This is a genomic window from Protofrankia sp. Cr2, from assembly GCF_963555885.1.
GTDB lineage: Bacteria > Actinomycetota > Actinomycetes > Frankiales > Frankiaceae > Protofrankia.
In genome coordinates, this window is record NZ_CAUVXG010000023.1 from 38,843 (window position 1) to 54,913 (window position 16,071).

A 16,071-nucleotide genomic window follows, 5' to 3' on the forward strand; every position below is an offset into this window, starting at 1 on the left:
GGAGCCGACGGGATCGAGGCGAACGAATGGTATCCACAATGGCTCTGTAGCCTATCGTGCCCATGCGCGATGTTCCCGTAGAGCCGGCAGATCAGGCTGATCACGATACGTCGGCCGGGTCCGGCCCGCCGGCCCGCCTGACGGCGTGGGTGTCAGGAACGGTTCAGGGTGTTGGCTTTCGGGCCTATGTCCGGTCCCGCGGACGACGGCTCGGTCTGGTGGGCTCGGCGACGAATCTCACAGACGGTCGGGTCGAGGTTGTCGTGGAGGGTCCGCGGGCGGCCTGCCAGGCGCTGTTGGAGATGCTGCGGGCCGGCCGTACCCCGGGTGTGACGACCCAGGTGACCTTCTCCTGGTCACGGGCGCAGGGCGATTTGTCAAATTTTACCCGGAAATGATCCGGTCCGACGGTCGCCTGGTCGCCGGACCGACGACCGCCTGATGACGAGGTGTCCTCATGTCGACAAAATGCCATCGGCTGCCGCCGGGGTATGGCATCGTCTTGACTTTCGGCCACTTGGCGTGCGATCCTGAGTTCATTGTCTGGCGCGTCGTGTGATCTGTTCCGGTTCGCCCACCAGGTTGCAGCGCGCCCCGCACCCGCTCGGTCACTCATCGTGGAGGACCACCATCATGGCGAAGGCCCTTTTCGGCCACGTCGGCTCTGGCAACGATATTCGTTTGTCGTATGAGGTACGCCGACTTCGTGCACGTGTAGCAGAACTGGAAGATGAGCTCGCGCGTTCTCGTGCTCTTAGCGATGCACTTGAAGGCGTTGATGTCTCTGACGAACTTCGCGCGCTTGAAGCAGAGCCCGCGCTGACCTGATCCTCCCGAATCCGTAGCGGGAGTTAAGGGACGTTTCTCCTTGTGGGGAACGTCCCTTCGTGCTGCCGGGGCCTCATGCGCCGAATCAGGCGCCCGGCGGGCGGTATCGTTGGTGTCCGATCGTCCGTCGGTGCCAGCAGCCCGCGTCCACTCCGACAGCTTCGGAGACAGGTGCATCTCAAGAGCCTCACCCTGCGGGGTTTCAAGTCGTTCGCGAGTTCGACGACCCTGCACCTCGAACCCGGCATCACCTGCGTTGTCGGGCCGAACGGCTCCGGTAAGAGCAACGTCGTCGACGCGATGGCATGGGTACTCGGCGAGCAGGGTGCCAAGGCACTGCGTGGCGGGACGATGTCGGATGTCATCTTCGCCGGCACACCGTCGCGCCCGCCGCTGGGCCGCGCCGAGGTCCTGCTCACCATCGACAACACCGACGGTGCCCTGCCCATCGACTACAGCGAGGTGACGGTCGGTCGCCTGATGTTCCGCAGCGGCGAGAGTGAATACACGATCAACGGTAGTACATGCCGGCTGCTGGACATCCAAGAGCTCATGAGTGACTCCGGAATCGGCCGTGAGCTGCACGTCATCGTCGGTCAGGGCCAGCTGGACGCGGTATTGCACGCCCGCCCCGAGGACCGGCGCGCCTTTGTGGAGGAGGCCGCAGGTGTCCTCAAGCACCGCAAGCGCAAGGAAAAGGCCCTGCGCAAGTTGGAGGCGATGGCCGCCAATCTCACCCGCCTGACCGACCTGTCCGCCGAACTGCGGCGCCAGCTGGGTCCGCTGGGCCGGCAGGCGGAGATCGCCCGCAAGGCCGGCGTCATCCAGGCGGCGGTGCGTGACTCGCGGCTGCGCCTGTTGGCCGACGACATCGTCACTGCGCGCGGTGACATCGCCTCCGATGTCAGGGATGAAGAAGCGCTGCGGGTCCGCCTCGCCACGGCCGGGCGTGCCCATACCGACAGCCAGCAGCGTGAGCAGGTCCTGGAGGTCGAGCTTGCCGCGGTGACCCCCCAGGCCGTCGCCGCGGGCGAGGTCTGGCATGCCCTGGCGTCCCTGCGGGAACGCCTGCGGGGTACCCGGTCACTCGCAGCCGAACGGGTCCGGCTGCTGCGCTCCGGCGCCGACGAACCCCGCGGTGGGCGAGACCCCGAACAGTTGGAACAGGAGGCTGCAGCCGTTCGGGAACAGGAGAATGCTCTCGGTGTTCGATTGGATGCTGATCGCGATGGCCTCGCTGAGGTCGTCGCCCGCCGGGCCGAGCTTGAAGCCGCACTGGCCGGTGAGGAGAAGGCGCTCATCGCCGCCGCACGGGAGGCGTCGAGCCGGCGGGAGAATCTGGCCCGAATGGCCGGACGGGTGGAGGCTGCGCGATCCCGCGCCACCAGCGCCGAAACTGAGATCGTCCGGATGTCCGAGGCGGTGGACGCCGCTCGGCACCGCGGCGGCGAGGCAAGCGAGCAGCGCGTCACCTTGAGCTCGGAGCTCGCGCAGATCCAGACGACCCGCGCCGAGCTGGCAGCACGCCATGCCGAGGCCGTGGCGGTCCATGGCGACGCCACGGCACGGTTGGAGAGTCTGCGTTCGCAGGAGCGTTCCGCGGAACGCGATCGGGCCTCCTGGAAGGCCCGGCGGGAGGCACTCACCCTGTCGCTGACGCCCAAGGACGGCGCTGCCGCGCTGCTGGACGCCGCTACCGCCCGGCCGGACGGGTCCACAGTGCCCACCGGTGTACTGGGCCGCCTCGCGGCTTTTCTGTCGGTCGAGCCGGGGGCGGAGACCGCCGTGGCAGCCGTGCTGGGTCCCGCCGCCGACGCCGTGGCGGTCGGCGCCGTCGGGGATGTCAGCACCGCGTTCGAGTGGCTGCGCGCTGTCGACGCGGGGCGTGCGGCACTGATCGTCGCCGACGGGTCCGGTGTCGAGACGCCCGATGCAGATCCCACCGCGGCCCTGCCACCCGACGCGCGTCGCGGTGGGGTTCGGGCCGCGGACCTCGTCCGGGTCAGCGACCCGCGCTATGCCGCGGGAGTGGCGCGGCTGCTTGCCGCCACCATGGTTGTCGCCGACCTCGAGGTGGCCGTTGACCTCGTCCGCGAGCATCCCGGCATCCGGGCGGTCACCCGGGCCGGTGACGTGATCGGGCCCGGATTCGCCATCGGCGGCAGCGCACGCGCGCCATCCCTGCTGGAGCTGCGGGCCGCGGCGGACGAGGCGGAATCCCGGATGCTTGAGGCCGCAGCCAGCGGTGAACGTGCAGCCGGCGCCGTCGCCGCAGCAGGCGAGGAGGTGAAGCGGGCCCGCGGCGGGATCGACGACGCGTCGGCGGCGCTGCACGGCGCGGACGCCCGGTACCGGGCGTTGTCCGAGCAGCTGTCCCAGCTGGAGCGGATGAACCGGTCGGGGGCCGCGGAGGTCGAACGTCTCGAACGCGTCCGGATACAGGCTGAAACCGCCCGTGACCAGGCATACGGCGCTCTGGCCGAGCTGGAGGCGACGCTGGCCGCGACATCGTCGGAACCCGACGTCGGGGAGAGGTCATCGGAGCAGCGCGACCGTCTCGCCGCCGCGACCGCGGCCGTGCGCGGCGAGGAGGTCGAGGCACGCCTCGCGGTGCGTACCAGCGAGGAACGGGCCCGGGCGCTGGCCGGCCGCGCGGACGCGCTGGTACGGTCCGCCGCGAACGAACGGGCCGCGCGGCTGGCAGCGGCGCGGCGACGGGAGATCCGGGAGCGTCAGGCGAGTGTCGCCGCGGCTGTGGCCGACGCCGCCGGTCATGCCCTCGCAGCGCTGGAGCACTCCCTGGTCGCCGCCGACACCGAACGCCGGCGCGTCGAAGCGCTTCGCCGGCAGACCGAGTCCGATCTGACCGCCGTCCGCGAGCAGGTCCGGACACTCGCCGCCGAACTCGCCGCGCTGCGCGACGATGTCCATCGCGACGAGCTCGCCCGCGCGCAGAAGCGCCTGCGGGTGGAGACGCTGGAGACCAAGGCGTTCGAGGAGCACAGCATCGCGGCCGATGATCTTGTCAACGAGTACGGACCGCACATGCCCGTGCCGCCGGACACCCCCGACTGCGAGGCCGTCGCGTTCGACCGGGCCGAGCAGTCGGCACGGGCGGCTGCGGCCGAACGGCAGCTCGCCCGGCTGGGTAAGGTCAACCCGCTCGCACTCGAGGAGTTCGAGGCGCTGACCGAGCGTGCGTCGTTTCTGTCAACGCAGCTCGACGACATCAAGAATACCCGTCGTGATCTTCTGTTGGTCGTCGCCGAGGTCGACGAGCGGGTCCGGGATGTCTTTCGCGCGGCGTTCGAGGACACGGCGCGCGAGTTCGAGATAGTTTTCGCAACCCTGTTCCCCGGCGGTGACGGCCGGCTCGTGCTCACCGATCCCGATGACATGCTCACTACCGGAATCGAGGTGGAGGCGCGGCCACCGGGCAAGAAGGTCAAGCGTCTGTCGCTGTTGTCAGGCGGTGAGCGTTCGCTGACGGCGATCGCCCTGCTGCTCGCGATCTTTCGCGCCCGGCCGTCACCCTTCTACGTGTTGGACGAGGTTGAGGCCGCCCTTGACGACCGCAACCTCGGTCGGCTGCTGGAGGCGTTGGAAGGTCTGCGGGCGAAATCTCAGTTGATCATTATCACCCACCAGAAGCGCACGATGGAGATCGCGGACGCGCTCTACGGTGTGTCGATGCGTGGGGACGGAGTCACCACAGTGATCAGCCAGCGGCTCCGGGAACGCGCTACGGCCTGAGTAAGCCACCGTCTGGTCTGTCAGGATCGGAGGCGTGGAGTACGTCCTCATCATCATCGCGATCGTCGTGTTCGGTCTTGTCGCCTCCGCCGGCTTGGTGCTGGGCACCCGGCGCCGACATCGAGACACGCCCACCCGTGCCCGGCCGCATCCGGGCGTGGACTACCGGCCCGGAGTGGGTGACGACGCCGAGATCCCACGTGACACACCCCGGCGGACGGTCGAGACCGTCGATATCCCCGAACCCGCAGTCGAGGCCGACGCTGCAGTCGAGGCCGACGCTGCGGCCGAGGACGAACTGTACGAACTGGAACTCGAACGGGAAGCCCGACTGGAGGTACCGGCCCCGGCCGCGGGCCGGTTGGTCCGTCTGCGGGAGCGGCTCGCGCGGTCCCAGAACAGCCTGGGCCGTGGCCTTCTGCTGCTGTTGTCCCGGGACAACCTCGATGACGATGCCTGGGACGACATCGAGACGACCCTGCTGGTCGCCGATGTCGGTGTGGTGCCTACCCAGGAGCTGGTCGCGTCGCTGCGTATGAGGGTCAAGGTTCTCGGCGCCCGGCGGCCTGAGGATGTGCGTGCGCTGCTGCGCGACGAGCTGCTCGCCCAGATCGGTACCAGCATGGACCGCACGCTGCACGCGACCGCGGACGGCCGGCCCGCGAACATCCTCGTTGTCGGGGTGAACGGCACCGGTAAGACCACGACCTGCGGAAAGATCGCCCGTCTGCTGGTGGCGGACGACCGCACGGTGGTGCTGGGCGCGGCAGACACCTTCCGGGCCGCCGCCGCTGACCAGCTGGAGACGTGGGGGAGCAGGGTTGGGGCGCAGACGGTGCGCGGCGGCGAGGGCGGAGATCCCGCATCGGTCGCCTTCGAGGCCGCCAGACGAGGGATCGGTGTCGGGGCGGACACCGTGGTGGTGGACACGGCCGGACGCCTGCACACGAAGGCCGGGCTCATGGACGAGCTCGCCAAGATCAAACGTGTGGTGACCAAGATCGGTCCGGTGGACGAGGTCCTGCTCGTCCTCGACGCGACGACCGGACAGAACGCCGTGGAACAGGCCCGGGTGTTCACCCGGGCGGTGGACATCACGGGGATCGTGCTCACCAAGCTCGACGGGACCGCCAAGGGTGGCATCGTGATCGCCGTCCAGCGGGAACTCGGCGTGCCGGTGAAGCTGGTCGGTCTCGGGGAGGGACCCGACGACCTCGCGCCGTTCGATCCGGAGGCATTCGTCGACGCGTTGCTGGGAGATCCGGCGACCTGACCGGGGCATTCCTGACCGGGACATTCCTGACCGGGACATTCCTGACCGGGACATTCCTGACCGGGACATTCCTGACCGGGACATTCCTGACCGGGACATTCCTGACCGGGACATTCCTGACCGGGACACCCTGACGGAGCGTCGTCGGAGCCCACGCTGTGGCCACGAGGAGTCCCTTTCACCCGGCGTCGCGGTGACCTACAGTGCCAAGGTGGGGTTCGGAGCCCGGCCGGACCCGGTGGCCGGGACGTGATGTCCGGCGAGGTGTACCCGCCGTCCTCGACGGGGAGGGCGGTGATCGCTGCAGGTTTGCACCGTGATCACCGTGTGGGCGTACCTCGTCGGGCTGTCCGCAGCGCTGTCCCGGTGCGTACCCTGAGAGCTGCGGTTCGCCAGCGATCTCGGAGTGTGCGCGTGTTCGACACCCTGTCCAGCCGCCTCGACAAGGCTTTCTCGTCGCTCCGCGGCAAGGGGCGGTTGTCCGAGGCTGACATCAATGCGACCGCCCGGGAGATCCGGGTGGCGTTGCTGGAGGCCGACGTCGCGTTGCCGGCGGTTCGGGCCTTCATCGCAGCCGTGCGCGAGCGGGCGATGGGTTCGGAGGTCTCGACGTCCCTGAACCCGGCCCAGCAGGTCATCAAGATCGTGAACGAAGAGCTCGTCGCGATCCTGGGTGGCGGCACGACGACCCTGCGGTTGGCCAAGGCGCCTCCCACCGTCATCCTCCTCGCCGGCCTGCAGGGTACGGGTAAGACGACCCTCGCCGGCAAGCTCGGCCGGTGGCTCGCGGCCCAGGGGCACACGCCGCTGCTGGTCGCCGCCGACCTGCAACGTCCGAACGCGGTCACCCAGCTTCAGGTTGTGGCCGCCCGGGCCGAGGTCGACGTGTTCGCGCCCGAGCCCGGCAACGGGGTGGGCGACCCGGTCGCGGTCGCGCGTGCCGCCGTGGAACATGCGCGGCGTCGCCAATACGACGTGGTGGTCGTCGACACCGCCGGCCGTCTCGGCGTGGACGTCGAGATGATGCGGCAGGCGGCGGACATCAGGGACGTCACGTCGCCGGACGAGATCCTGTTCGTCGTCGACGCGATGATCGGCCAGGATGCCGTCACCACCGCACAGGCCTTCGCAGACGGTGTCGGTTTCACTGCCGTCGTGCTCACCAAGCTCGACGGCGACGCCCGCGGTGGCGCCGCGTTGTCGGTCGCGCATCTGACCGGCAAACCGATCATGTTCGCGTCGACCGGTGAGGCGCTGGAGGACTTCGACGTCTTCCACCCCGAGCGGATGGCGTCGCGCATTCTGGGGATGGGTGACGTCCTCACCCTCATCGAGCAGGCGGAGAAGGCGTTCGAGGCCGACCAGGCCGAGGCGATGGCGGCCAAGATGGCCGCCTCGGAGTTCACGCTGTCGGATTTCCTCGATCAGATGCTCGCCGTCCGCAAGATGGGGCCGATCGCCAACCTGCTCGGAATGCTGCCCGGGATGGGGCAGATGAAGGAGCAGCTGTCCCAGGTCGGTGAACGTGACGTCGATCGGGTAGTCGCGATCATCCGGTCGATGACCCCGGCTGAGCGCCACGACCCGCGGATTCTCCAGGCGTCCCGCAAGGCTCGGGTGGCCCGAGGCTCCGGCGTCACCGTCACTGAGGTCAACCAGCTGCTCGACCGGTTTGCCGAGGCGCGCAAGGTCATGAAGAAGATGACCGGCGGAATGGGGTTGCCCGGCGGTGGGCAGGGCGGCCGGGGCGCGGCCAACCGCAAGGCGGGCAAGAAGGGAAAAGGCGCGAACCGCAAGGGCAATCCGGCTGCACGCGCCGCGCAGACCCAGGCCCAGCAGGCCGCCGCGCAGGCCCGGCGCGCGGGCGGCATACCGGGCGGCCAACCCGGCGGCCAACCCGGCGGCCCGCCCGCCGGGCTCGGTGATCCGGCCATGCCCGACCTGTCCGCCCTGATGCGTGGTAGCGGTTTGCCACCGGGGGGTCCGCCGCCCGGGCGGGGTCGCGGTAGGCAGCGCTGACAGGCTCCGGGCAGTGCCCACCGGCCCGGGGGCGTATCGGCGCTCGCGATCTGGCAAACTATGGGAACGACATGGGTTCCTCACCATCGGCGTCGTCGCGGTGGCCCTCTCCACCGCTTTGACGCTCCGAAAACCCAGCTGCCGGTGTTCCGCGTCCCCACCGTGGCATTCCAGTGGCTACTGACGTACGTCTGGAGCAGTTCGACAATCGTGGCAACCAAGATCAAACTTCAGCGTCTCGGCAAGATGCGCGAGCCGCACTACCGCATCGTCATCGCGGACGCCCGTACCAAGCGAGACGGACGGGTCATCGAGGCGATCGGGCAGTATCACCCCAAGTCCGACCCGAGCATCATCAAGGTGGACGGTGAACGCGCCGGGTACTGGCTCGGTGTGGGCGCTCAGCCGACCGAGCCGGTGCTCGCGATCCTCAAGGTCACCGGTGACTGGCAGAAGTTCAAGGGTCTGCCCGCGCCACCGCCGATGAAGGTCGCGGCTCCCAAGCCTGACAAGCGGGAGATCTTCCAGGCTGCGGCTCGGGCAGCTGCGGGTCTCGGCGACAAGCCTGCCACCACCCCGAAGAAGGCCAAGAAGGCTTCCGACGACGCACCCGCGGGCGAGCAGCAGCAGAGCGCACCGGCGGCCGAGCCGTCGACTCCGGCGGGGCAGTAAGTGCTGGAGGCCGCGCTCGAGCATCTTGTCCGGGGCATCGTCGATCATCCCGATGATGTGCGCGTCGACATGCAGTCGGGTCGCCGGGGTCGGACCCTGGAGGTCCGTGTGCATCCAGACGATCTCGGCAAGGTGATCGGGCGCGGCGGGCGGACCGCCCGCGCGCTGCGGACGGTCATGGCCGGTGTGGGAGGCCGAGGTCTGCGTGTCGACGTCGTCGACGTCGACCGGTAGCCGGCGGCCTTCGGGCAGCCCGACCGACGAACAGGTCGTCGTCGGTCGGATCGGACGTCCCCATGGCGTCCGCGGGGACGTGACGATCGACGTCCGGACGGATGTTCCGGACCGACGCTTCGCGCCGGGGTCTCGGTTTCACGGCGACACCCCGGTCGCCGGTCTGTTGGTGATCGCCGGGTCCCATTGGCATGGCGGGCGCCTGCTCGTACGGTTCGAGGGGGTCGATGACCGTACCGCCGCCGAAGCCTTGCGTGGCCGGATCCTCACCATCGCGCCCGACGCCGTGGGTGCTGCCGCGGACGACGACGACGATGCCGCGGACGACCTGTGGTGGGACCGTGACCTCGTCGGACTCCAGGTGCTGACCGTGGACGGCGCGGCCGTCGGTACGGTCGTCGATGTGGTCCACACACCCGCCGGGGAGCTGCTCGCGGTCGGCCGCGCCGACGGGCGCGAAGTACTCATTCCGTTCGTGCGCGAGATCGTCCCCAGCGTCGAGGTGTCCGACGGCCGGCTCGTGGTCGACCCGCCGCCAGGCCTGCTCGACCTGGAGTGACCGTGCGCGTTGACATCATCACGATCTTTCCTGACTATCTCAGCCCGTTGGAACTGTCGCTGGTCGGCCGGGCGCGTGACCGGGGCATCATCGACGTTCATCTGCACGATCTTCGGCAGTGGGCGAGTGACGTGCACCGGACCGTTGACGACGCCCCCTATGGCGGGGGGCCGGGCATGGTGATGCGGCCGGAACCGTGGTGGGCGGCGCTGACCGAGGTGAGCGAATCGGGGGCGGCCGATGGCCGGCGACCGCGGATCATCGTCCCGACCCCGGTCGGCCGGCCCTTCACCCAGGGATACGCCGGCGGTCTGGCCGCTGAACCGTGGCTGGTGTTCTGTTGCGGCCGCTATGAGGGAATCGACGCGCGGGTCATCGAGGCATGGGCCGACGACGAGATCTCACTCGGTGACTACGTGCTGGCTGGGGGAGAGGTCGCGACCCTGGTGATGGTGGAGGCGGTCACCCGGCTGCTGCCCGGTGTGGTGGGTAACGCCGAGTCCGTTGCGGACGACTCCTTCGCCAACGGGCTCCTGGAACCGCCGGTCTACACCCGCCCACCGGTGTGGCACGACCGCGAGGTGCCCGCCGTGCTGCGCTCCGGTGACCACGGCGCCATCATCCGGTGGCGTCGGGAGGTGGCTCTGCGGCGGACCGCGCAACGCCGGCCGGATCTGTTGGCCGGCACCGACCCGGCCGGCACCGACCCGGCCGGTCGTGTGGCACAGTAGGATGCGGTGTCCGGCCGTCTGCCGCCCTAGTTGGAACTTCCACCGGGTGGGCGACGGTATGATCCACAATGATTGATCATCTTTGACGGTTGGACTACAGCCGATTCATCCCCGTCATTCCCGCGAGAAAGCGACTGCCATGCAAACCCTGGACAGCCTCGACGCCGCGTCGCTGAGGACCGACGTCCCGCAGTTCTGGCCGGGCGACACCCTGAAGGTCCACGTCCGTGTCGTCGAGGGCAATCGCCAGCGCATCCAGGTTTTCCAGGGCGTTGTCATCCGCCGGCAGGGCGGTGGCGTTCGCGAGACCTTCACGGTCCGCAAGGTCAGTTTCGGTGTCGGGGTTGAGCGAACCTTCCCGGTTCACAGCCCGGTCGTCTCCAAGATCGAAATCGTGACCAGTGGTGACGTGCGGCGAGCGAAGCTGTATTACCTCCGTGAGCTGCGTGGCAAGGCTGCAAAGATCAAGGAGAAGCGTCGGCCGGCTGGACGCTGAGACTTTGCGTGGGGTGGCGCAGACGTTGACCGTGCGTTGGCGCGTGTACGTCACCGTGTCGTTGCCGGGGCAGGCCGTGCGCGTAGGGTGGTCAACGATCGATTCCGATCGGATACCACGGTGAAGATCATCAAATTCGGCCGAGATCGGCCAACCCATGAGGTGGCGCGGTGAGTGGAGCCGAGCAGAGTCTTCCGGCGCGCTGGGACGCTCCTGTTCCGGCCAGTGGCCAGGGGCCGCCTGATGACGGCTTGGGGCAACAGGACGGCTTCGGGCAGAAGACGGGGCATGACGGCCAAGCCGGTCACGCCGCGCATGAGCGTGCCGGACCCGTCCCTGCGGACAGCCGCGGGGAAGACGTTGTGACGTCGTCGGTTGGCGCGTCCGACCCGGTGGTGAGCGCGGAGCCCGTGACCGGTGGTGACGCCGAGGGGCTCGAGGCGGATCCGACCGCGGAGGCGACCACCCCACGGCGCGGGCGGCTGGGACTGGGCCGAGGCCGGGGCGGTCGCGGCGGCAGAGGTTCGTTCGCCCGCGAGCTACCCGTCCTCGTGCTGGTGGCATTCCTGCTCGCGCTGGTCATCAAGGCGTTCCTCGTCCAGGCGTTCTGGATCCCGACCGTCTCGATGGAACGGACCCTGCTGGTCAACGACCGAGTTCTGGTCAACAAGCTCGTCTACCGGTTCAGGGATGTCCACCGCGGTGAGATCGTCGTCTTCAACGGCGACGGAACCGGCTTCGAGCGGGCCGAGACCCTGATCGATCCGCCGAGCAACGTCCTCTCCCGCGCGGTGCGCTCGGTTCAGGGCGTGTTCGGCCTCGGCGCCCCCAGCGACAAGGACTTCATCAAGCGTGTCATCGGCGTGGGTGGCGACACCGTCGCCTGTTGTGATGCTCAGGGACGGGTGACGGTCAACGACAAGCCGCTCGATGAGCCGTACGTCTACGAGAACAGCCCGGCCGGCTCCGGACGTGAGTTCGCTCCGGTGAAGGTGCCAGCCGGCGAGCTGTGGGTCATGGGTGACCACCGCAGCGAGTCGTCGGATTCGCGGGTGAACGGGACCATCCCGGAAAGCAAGGTCGTCGGCCGCGCGTTCGTGCGGGTATGGCCCCTGGGGCGGGTGGCGATTCTGTCCCCGCCGAACATCTTCGCCTCCGCCTCAGGCATGGCGGGGGCCGGCGTGGTGGCGATGGGCGGGGTTGCCGCATCTCGACGGCGAGCACTGTCGGGACGGCGAGCACTGTCGGGACGGCGAGCACTGTCGGGACGGCGGGTACCGTCGGGAAGGAGCCCGGGTGACGACAGCGGCGACGATGACCGCCGTCGGCGGGGACGTCGGACCCGACCGTACGCTGCCGTTCACCCCGGCCAGCGCGACGATCCGACGTGACGGCGGGCTGTGGGGCTACGAGCGTGCGCTCGTGCGCCGAGGGCTCGGCCCCGTTGCCGGGGTTGATGAGGCCGGCCGTGGCGCGTGCGCAGGTCCGCTCGTGGTTGCAGCCGTCATTCTGCCCGCGGGTGGATCACGACGGCTCGGTGCGCTGGCAGACTCCAAACGGCTGTCGGCCCGTCTGCGTGACCAGGTGTTCGAGGACATACTCGGCGTCGCCCAGGCCTGGGCGACCGTCGTGATCGACGCTTCCGAGATCGACCTGCACGGTGTACATGTGGCGAACATAGCCGGAATGCGCCGCACGGTGGCCCGGTTGGCTCAGCGGCCCGGATATGTCCTGACCGACGGGTTCGCGGTGGCGGGGTTGGGAGTCGGCTCCACAGCCGTGCTCAAGGGGGACCAGGTGGTGGCCTGCGTGGCAGCGGCGTCCGTCGTCGCAAAGGTGACCAGGGATCGGATCATGGACGGTCTGCACTCCGGCTTTCCCGAGTACGATTTTGCGCAGCACAAAGGGTATGTCACAGCCACGCACGCCGCGGCTCTGGCCGTTTACGGGCCGTGTGAACAGCATCGGATGTCGTATGTCAATGTGGCAGGAGCTCACCGTGAACGACTGTCGCGGCTGGAGGACGTCGTGACACCGACCGGGCTATGCAGCGCGACGGAGAGCGCATGAGCGCCGAGGACCTCGAAAAGTACGAGACCGAGATGGAGCTCCAGCTCTATCGCGAGTACCGGGACGTCGTCGGTCTGTTCTCCTACGTGATCGAGACTGATCGTCGTTTCTATCTGGCGAACGATTACCAGATCGATGTCCGCAACAGCGCCGGCGAGGTCTTCTTCGAACTCACCCTGCGCGATGCGTGGGTGTGGGACATGTTCCGGCCTGCGCGGTTCGTGAAGAACGTCCGTGTGGTCACGTTCAAGGACATCAACGTCGAGGAGCTGACCAAAGCGGAGCTCTGACGCCCGCTGCATCCGGCTCGGGTCGGGCCTGTGGATGAACACACGTTGTCCACAGAACCTGATCTTTTATCGCCAAGGGCCGACCCGTCGACCACTCTGATCTTCACGGGCGCGTCCGTCGCCCGTGGACGGGAGCGGACGATGCGGGTCAAGGATGCGCTCGGGAGGTTCGGGGAGGACACCGCCGTCCGGCATCTGCTGGAGGGCGGAATGGAGATCGTCGACCGCAACTGGCGGTGCGCCGCGGGCGAGGTCGACATCGTCGCCCGGGACGGTTCGTGTCTGGTGTTCTGTGAGGTCAAGACCCGCTCCGGGGACCGCTACGGGACGCCGGCCGCTGCCGTGGTCCCAGCCAAGGCCGCGCGGATCCGCCGGGTCGCCGCACAGTGGCTTCATGATCATAATCATGAACTGGTGGCGTTGCGGTTCGACGTCGTCGAGGTGTATCGCCGCTGGGATCGCCCGATTCGGGTGGAACACCTGCGCGGGGCGTTCTGATGGCGCTCGCGCGGGCGTTCAGCGTCGCCATCGTGGGGGTGCACGGGCACCTCGTCGAAGTCGAGGCGGATCTCGCCAACGGGCTGCCCGCCATCACCCTCGTCGGTTTGCCGGACGCGGCGCTGCACGAGGCCAAGGACCGCATCCGCGCCGCGATCGTCAACTCGGGTCAGGCCTGGCCCAACCAGCGGATCACGGTCGGGCTCTTCCCCGCGACCCTGCCGAAGTCCGGCAGCGGGTTCGACGTGGCGATGGCCGCAGCGGTTCTCGGCGCTGCGGCCACGGTTCCACCGGATTCGCTCCGCGGCCGGGTGCTCCTTGGCGAGCTTGCGCTGGACGGCCGGTTGCGGCCTGTCCGCGGTGTGCTGCCGGCGGTGATGTCCGCGCTCGATGCGGGCATTGACCGCGTCGTCGTTCCCGAGGCGAACGGCGCGGAGGCGGCGTTGGTCCCGGGCGTCGTCGTCGAACCCGTGCGGGATCTCGACTGTCTGGTCCGGCTCCTGCGTGGTGAGTACGCGCCGGCTCCACCGCCCGGAATCATCCTGGATGGGCCGCCGGCCGCCGCGCAGGATGCCGGCGATCTCGCCGACGTGGCGGGCCAGTCCCGCGGTCGTCTGGCGGTCGAAGTGGCGGCTGCCGGCGGCCACCACCTGTTCATGCAAGGGCCACCGGGCAGCGGCAAGACCATGCTGGCAGAGCGGTTGCCAGGTCTGCTGCCCGCGCTCGACGCCGAGGCCGCGCTGGAGGTAACAGCCGTGCACTCGGTTGCCGGGTTGCTGCCGGCGCACTGCCCGCTCGTGCTCCGTCCGCCGTTTCGCAGCCCGCATCACTCGGCAACACCAGGTGCACTCGTCGGTGCCGGTTCAACCGTGCTGCGGCCGGGGCTGGCCAGCCAGGCACACCGGGGTGTCCTGTTTCTGGACGAGGCTCCCGAATTCGCCCGCCCCACGTTGGACGCGTTACGCCAGCCGTTGGAAAGCGGGGTGATCGAGATTGCCCGGGCCCGGATCAGCGCCCGGTTTCCCGCCCGGTTCCTGTTGGTGTTGGCGGCGAACCCGTGCCCATGCGCCCGGGCGGGCGGCGCCGCGGCCAAACTGTGCGACTGCCCGAGCCTGGTTCGCAGACGCTATCTCTCCCGGCTGTCGGGACCCCTGCTCGACCGGGTGGATCTGCAGGTGGAGCTTGCCGCGCCGAGCCGCGCCGAGCTGCGAGCGGACTACAAGTACGCCGAGACCTCCGTGGTGGCGGCCGAGCGCGTCCGGGGTGCTCGGCAGGCGGCCGCCCGCCGGTTGACCGGGACGCCGTGGCGGACCAACGCCGAGATCCCGGGTCCGGCGCTGCGCCGAATGTGGCCGCTGCCGGCCGGCGTGACCCGACCAGCCGATCTTGCCTTCGAATCGGGTCAGCTGACCGCTCGGGGGCTCGACCGGGTCCTGCGGGTCGCCTGGACCCTCGCCGACCTCGCAGGCGTGGCGTGCCCCGGGCCGACCCAGCTCGGGATGGCTTTGGACCTGCGCCTGCCAGGGCGGTCCCAGTGACCGCCGACAGCGAGCGGCTGGCTCGGGTGGCCCTGGCACGCGCGGTCGGGTCTGACAAGCCGGCGATCGGTATCGAGGTCGCCCGCCGCGGAGCGGCATCGGTCTGGGCCGATCTACGCGTGCGCCATCCCGATGTCGACCCGGAGCGCGACCTTCGCCTGCTGGCCACACTCGGCGGGCGACTGCTCTGCCCGGGTGACCTGGAGTGGCCGTCCGCGCTGGGCGTACTTCGCGATGTGCCCGGGGCCGATGCGCACACCGAACCGGGCGAACCGCTCGCGCTGTGGGTGCACGGCGCCGGGGACCTCAACCAGTTGTGCGAGCGGGCCGTGGCGGTCGTGGGGTCGCGCGCGGCCACGGCCTATGGAACGACCGTCACCTCCGATCTTGCCTCGGGGCTGTCGGACCGGGGCTGGACGGTGGTCTCCGGGGCGGCCTTCGGCATCGATGCGGCTGCCCACCGTGGCGCGCTCGCGGCCGGTGGGCCCACGATTGCGGTCCTTGCCGGCGGCGTCGACATCGCCTATCCGCGTGCCCACGCGGAGCTGCTGGCGCGTATCCGCGACAACGGGCTGGTCCTGAGCGAGGCGCCACCGGGCAGCCCGCCCTACCGGGGGCGCTTCCTGACCCGTAACAGGATCATCGCCGCGTTGACCCGGGGCACGGTTCTGGTCGAGGCGGGTCATCGAAGCGGTGCTCTGAACACCGCCCGGCACGCCCGGCGGTTGGGGCGGGTGGTCATGGCTGTTCCCGGACCCGTCACCAGCGCACTGAGCGTGGGCTGCCACCGTCTGTTGCGGACGCACCGTGAACAGACCGTCCTGGTCACCGATGCGGCCGAGGTCTGCGAGGAGATCGGCGCGGTCGGTGAGCTCGCCGGCTACCTGCCCGTACCGCCGGGCGTCCGCGACGGCCTTCCCGAGCTCGTGCGGCGGCTGCTCGATGTCATGCCGGCGCGTGGGTCGGTGGGTGGTGCGGTGCTCGCCGAACGGGTGGGTCAGCGACCGGCAACCGTGCAGGCGCTGATGGGCCCCCTTGTCGCGGCGGGTCTGGTGGAGCATCGAGCTGGCGGGTACAGCCTGACGGCGCTCGGCCGAGCGCCGTCGGCGG

The 16,071-nt window shown here is 69.4% G+C and carries 17 protein-coding genes; all 17 read left to right on the forward strand.

Translation table 11 applies throughout. The features are described from left to right. The first annotated feature begins 62 nt into the window (after positions 1 to 62). On the forward strand, positions 63 to 398 hold the full coding sequence (locus U9978_RS12750; RefSeq protein WP_322761316.1) for an acylphosphatase: 336 nt from the start codon (positions 63 to 65) through the stop codon (positions 396 to 398). A gap of 235 nt (positions 399 to 633) precedes the next feature. Then, positions 634 to 828: a hypothetical protein gene (locus U9978_RS12755; protein ID WP_322761317.1), complete on the forward strand. Its 195-nt coding sequence runs from the start codon at positions 634 to 636 to the stop codon at positions 826 to 828. A gap of 171 nt (positions 829 to 999) precedes the next feature. Next, positions 1,000 to 4,581 carry a chromosome segregation protein SMC gene (gene smc, locus U9978_RS12760; RefSeq protein ID WP_322761318.1) on the forward strand — a complete coding sequence of 1,194 codons (3,582 nt, stop codon included), beginning with the start codon at positions 1,000 to 1,002 and terminating at the stop codon, positions 4,579 to 4,581. 34 nt (positions 4,582 to 4,615) lie between these two features. Next, positions 4,616 to 5,854 (forward strand): signal recognition particle-docking protein FtsY, encoded by a 1,239-nt coding sequence (ftsY, locus tag U9978_RS12765; RefSeq protein ID WP_322761319.1) that lies wholly within the window; start codon positions 4,616 to 4,618, stop codon positions 5,852 to 5,854. Positions 5,855 to 5,895: 41 nt separating this feature from the next. Beyond that, positions 5,896 to 5,988 (forward strand): hypothetical protein, encoded by a 93-nt coding sequence (locus U9978_RS24050; protein ID WP_416210949.1) that lies wholly within the window; start codon positions 5,896 to 5,898, stop codon positions 5,986 to 5,988. A gap of 280 nt (positions 5,989 to 6,268) precedes the next feature. After that, on the forward strand, positions 6,269 to 7,873 hold the full coding sequence (gene ffh, locus U9978_RS12770) for a signal recognition particle protein (RefSeq protein WP_322761320.1): 1,605 nt from the start codon (positions 6,269 to 6,271) through the stop codon (positions 7,871 to 7,873). A 210-nt stretch (positions 7,874 to 8,083) separates the two neighbouring features. Further along, the gene (gene rpsP / locus U9978_RS12775) at positions 8,084 to 8,545 is read left to right on the forward strand and encodes a 30S ribosomal protein S16 (RefSeq protein WP_322761353.1); all 462 of its coding nucleotides are present in this window, start codon (positions 8,084 to 8,086) and stop codon (positions 8,543 to 8,545) included. Next, positions 8,546 to 8,779 (forward strand): RNA-binding protein, encoded by a 234-nt coding sequence (locus tag U9978_RS12780; protein WP_239311291.1) that lies wholly within the window; start codon positions 8,546 to 8,548, stop codon positions 8,777 to 8,779. Continuing rightward, a complete protein-coding gene (gene rimM, locus U9978_RS12785; protein WP_322761321.1) occupies positions 8,751 to 9,338 on the forward strand; it encodes a ribosome maturation factor RimM in 588 nt (195 codons plus the stop codon). The genes U9978_RS12780 and rimM overlap by 29 nt, the downstream gene beginning before the upstream one ends. Positions 9,339 to 9,340: 2 nt before the next feature. Continuing rightward, positions 9,341 to 10,069 (forward strand): tRNA (guanosine(37)-N1)-methyltransferase TrmD, encoded by a 729-nt coding sequence (gene trmD, locus U9978_RS12790; protein ID WP_322761322.1) that lies wholly within the window; start codon positions 9,341 to 9,343, stop codon positions 10,067 to 10,069. A 139-nt stretch (positions 10,070 to 10,208) separates the two neighbouring features. Then, on the forward strand, positions 10,209 to 10,565 hold the full coding sequence (gene rplS / locus U9978_RS12795; protein WP_322748309.1) for a 50S ribosomal protein L19: 357 nt from the start codon (positions 10,209 to 10,211) through the stop codon (positions 10,563 to 10,565). A gap of 170 nt (positions 10,566 to 10,735) precedes the next feature. Beyond that, positions 10,736 to 11,956, forward strand: a complete 1,221-nt coding sequence (gene lepB, locus U9978_RS12800) for a signal peptidase I (RefSeq protein WP_322761323.1) — start codon at positions 10,736 to 10,738, stop codon at positions 11,954 to 11,956. Further along, positions 11,880 to 12,635 carry a ribonuclease HII gene (locus U9978_RS12805; RefSeq protein ID WP_416210950.1) on the forward strand — a complete coding sequence of 252 codons (756 nt, stop codon included), beginning with the start codon at positions 11,880 to 11,882 and terminating at the stop codon, positions 12,633 to 12,635. The genes lepB and U9978_RS12805 overlap by 77 nt, the downstream gene beginning before the upstream one ends. After that, the gene (locus U9978_RS12810) at positions 12,632 to 12,925 is read left to right on the forward strand and encodes a DUF2469 domain-containing protein (RefSeq protein ID WP_239310639.1); all 294 of its coding nucleotides are present in this window, start codon (positions 12,632 to 12,634) and stop codon (positions 12,923 to 12,925) included. Before U9978_RS12805 ends, U9978_RS12810 begins: the two co-directional genes overlap by 4 nt. Before the next feature lie 141 nt (positions 12,926 to 13,066). Continuing rightward, positions 13,067 to 13,423 carry a YraN family protein gene (locus U9978_RS12815; protein ID WP_322761325.1) on the forward strand — a complete coding sequence of 119 codons (357 nt, stop codon included), beginning with the start codon at positions 13,067 to 13,069 and terminating at the stop codon, positions 13,421 to 13,423. Continuing rightward, positions 13,423 to 14,961: a YifB family Mg chelatase-like AAA ATPase gene (locus U9978_RS12820; protein WP_322761326.1), complete on the forward strand. Its 1,539-nt coding sequence runs from the start codon at positions 13,423 to 13,425 to the stop codon at positions 14,959 to 14,961. Before U9978_RS12815 ends, U9978_RS12820 begins: the two co-directional genes overlap by 1 nt. Further along, the coding region (dprA, locus tag U9978_RS12825; RefSeq protein WP_322761327.1) for a DNA-processing protein DprA at positions 14,958 to 16,071 on the forward strand (1,114 nt) is incomplete at its 3' end. The genes U9978_RS12820 and dprA, both read left to right, overlap by 4 nt.

What these genes read in the sequence shown, in the direction of transcription:
- U9978_RS12750 (WP_322761316.1), top strand. Translation starts at nt 63, where the DNA reads ATGCGCGATGTTCCCGTAGAGCCGGCAGATCAGGCTGATCACGATACG.
- U9978_RS12755 (WP_322761317.1), top strand. Translation starts at nt 634, where the DNA reads ATGGCGAAGGCCCTTTTCGGCCACGTCGGCTCTGGCAACGATATTCGT.
- rplS (WP_322748309.1), top strand. Translation starts at nt 10,209, where the DNA reads ATGCAAACCCTGGACAGCCTCGACGCCGCGTCGCTGAGGACCGACGTC.
- U9978_RS12805 (WP_416210950.1), top strand. Translation starts at nt 11,880, where the DNA reads ATGACCGCCGTCGGCGGGGACGTCGGACCCGACCGTACGCTGCCGTTC.
- U9978_RS12810 (WP_239310639.1), top strand. Translation starts at nt 12,632, where the DNA reads ATGAGCGCCGAGGACCTCGAAAAGTACGAGACCGAGATGGAGCTCCAG.
- U9978_RS12815 (WP_322761325.1), top strand. Translation starts at nt 13,067, where the DNA reads ATGCGGGTCAAGGATGCGCTCGGGAGGTTCGGGGAGGACACCGCCGTC.
- U9978_RS12820 (WP_322761326.1), top strand. Translation starts at nt 13,423, where the DNA reads ATGGCGCTCGCGCGGGCGTTCAGCGTCGCCATCGTGGGGGTGCACGGG.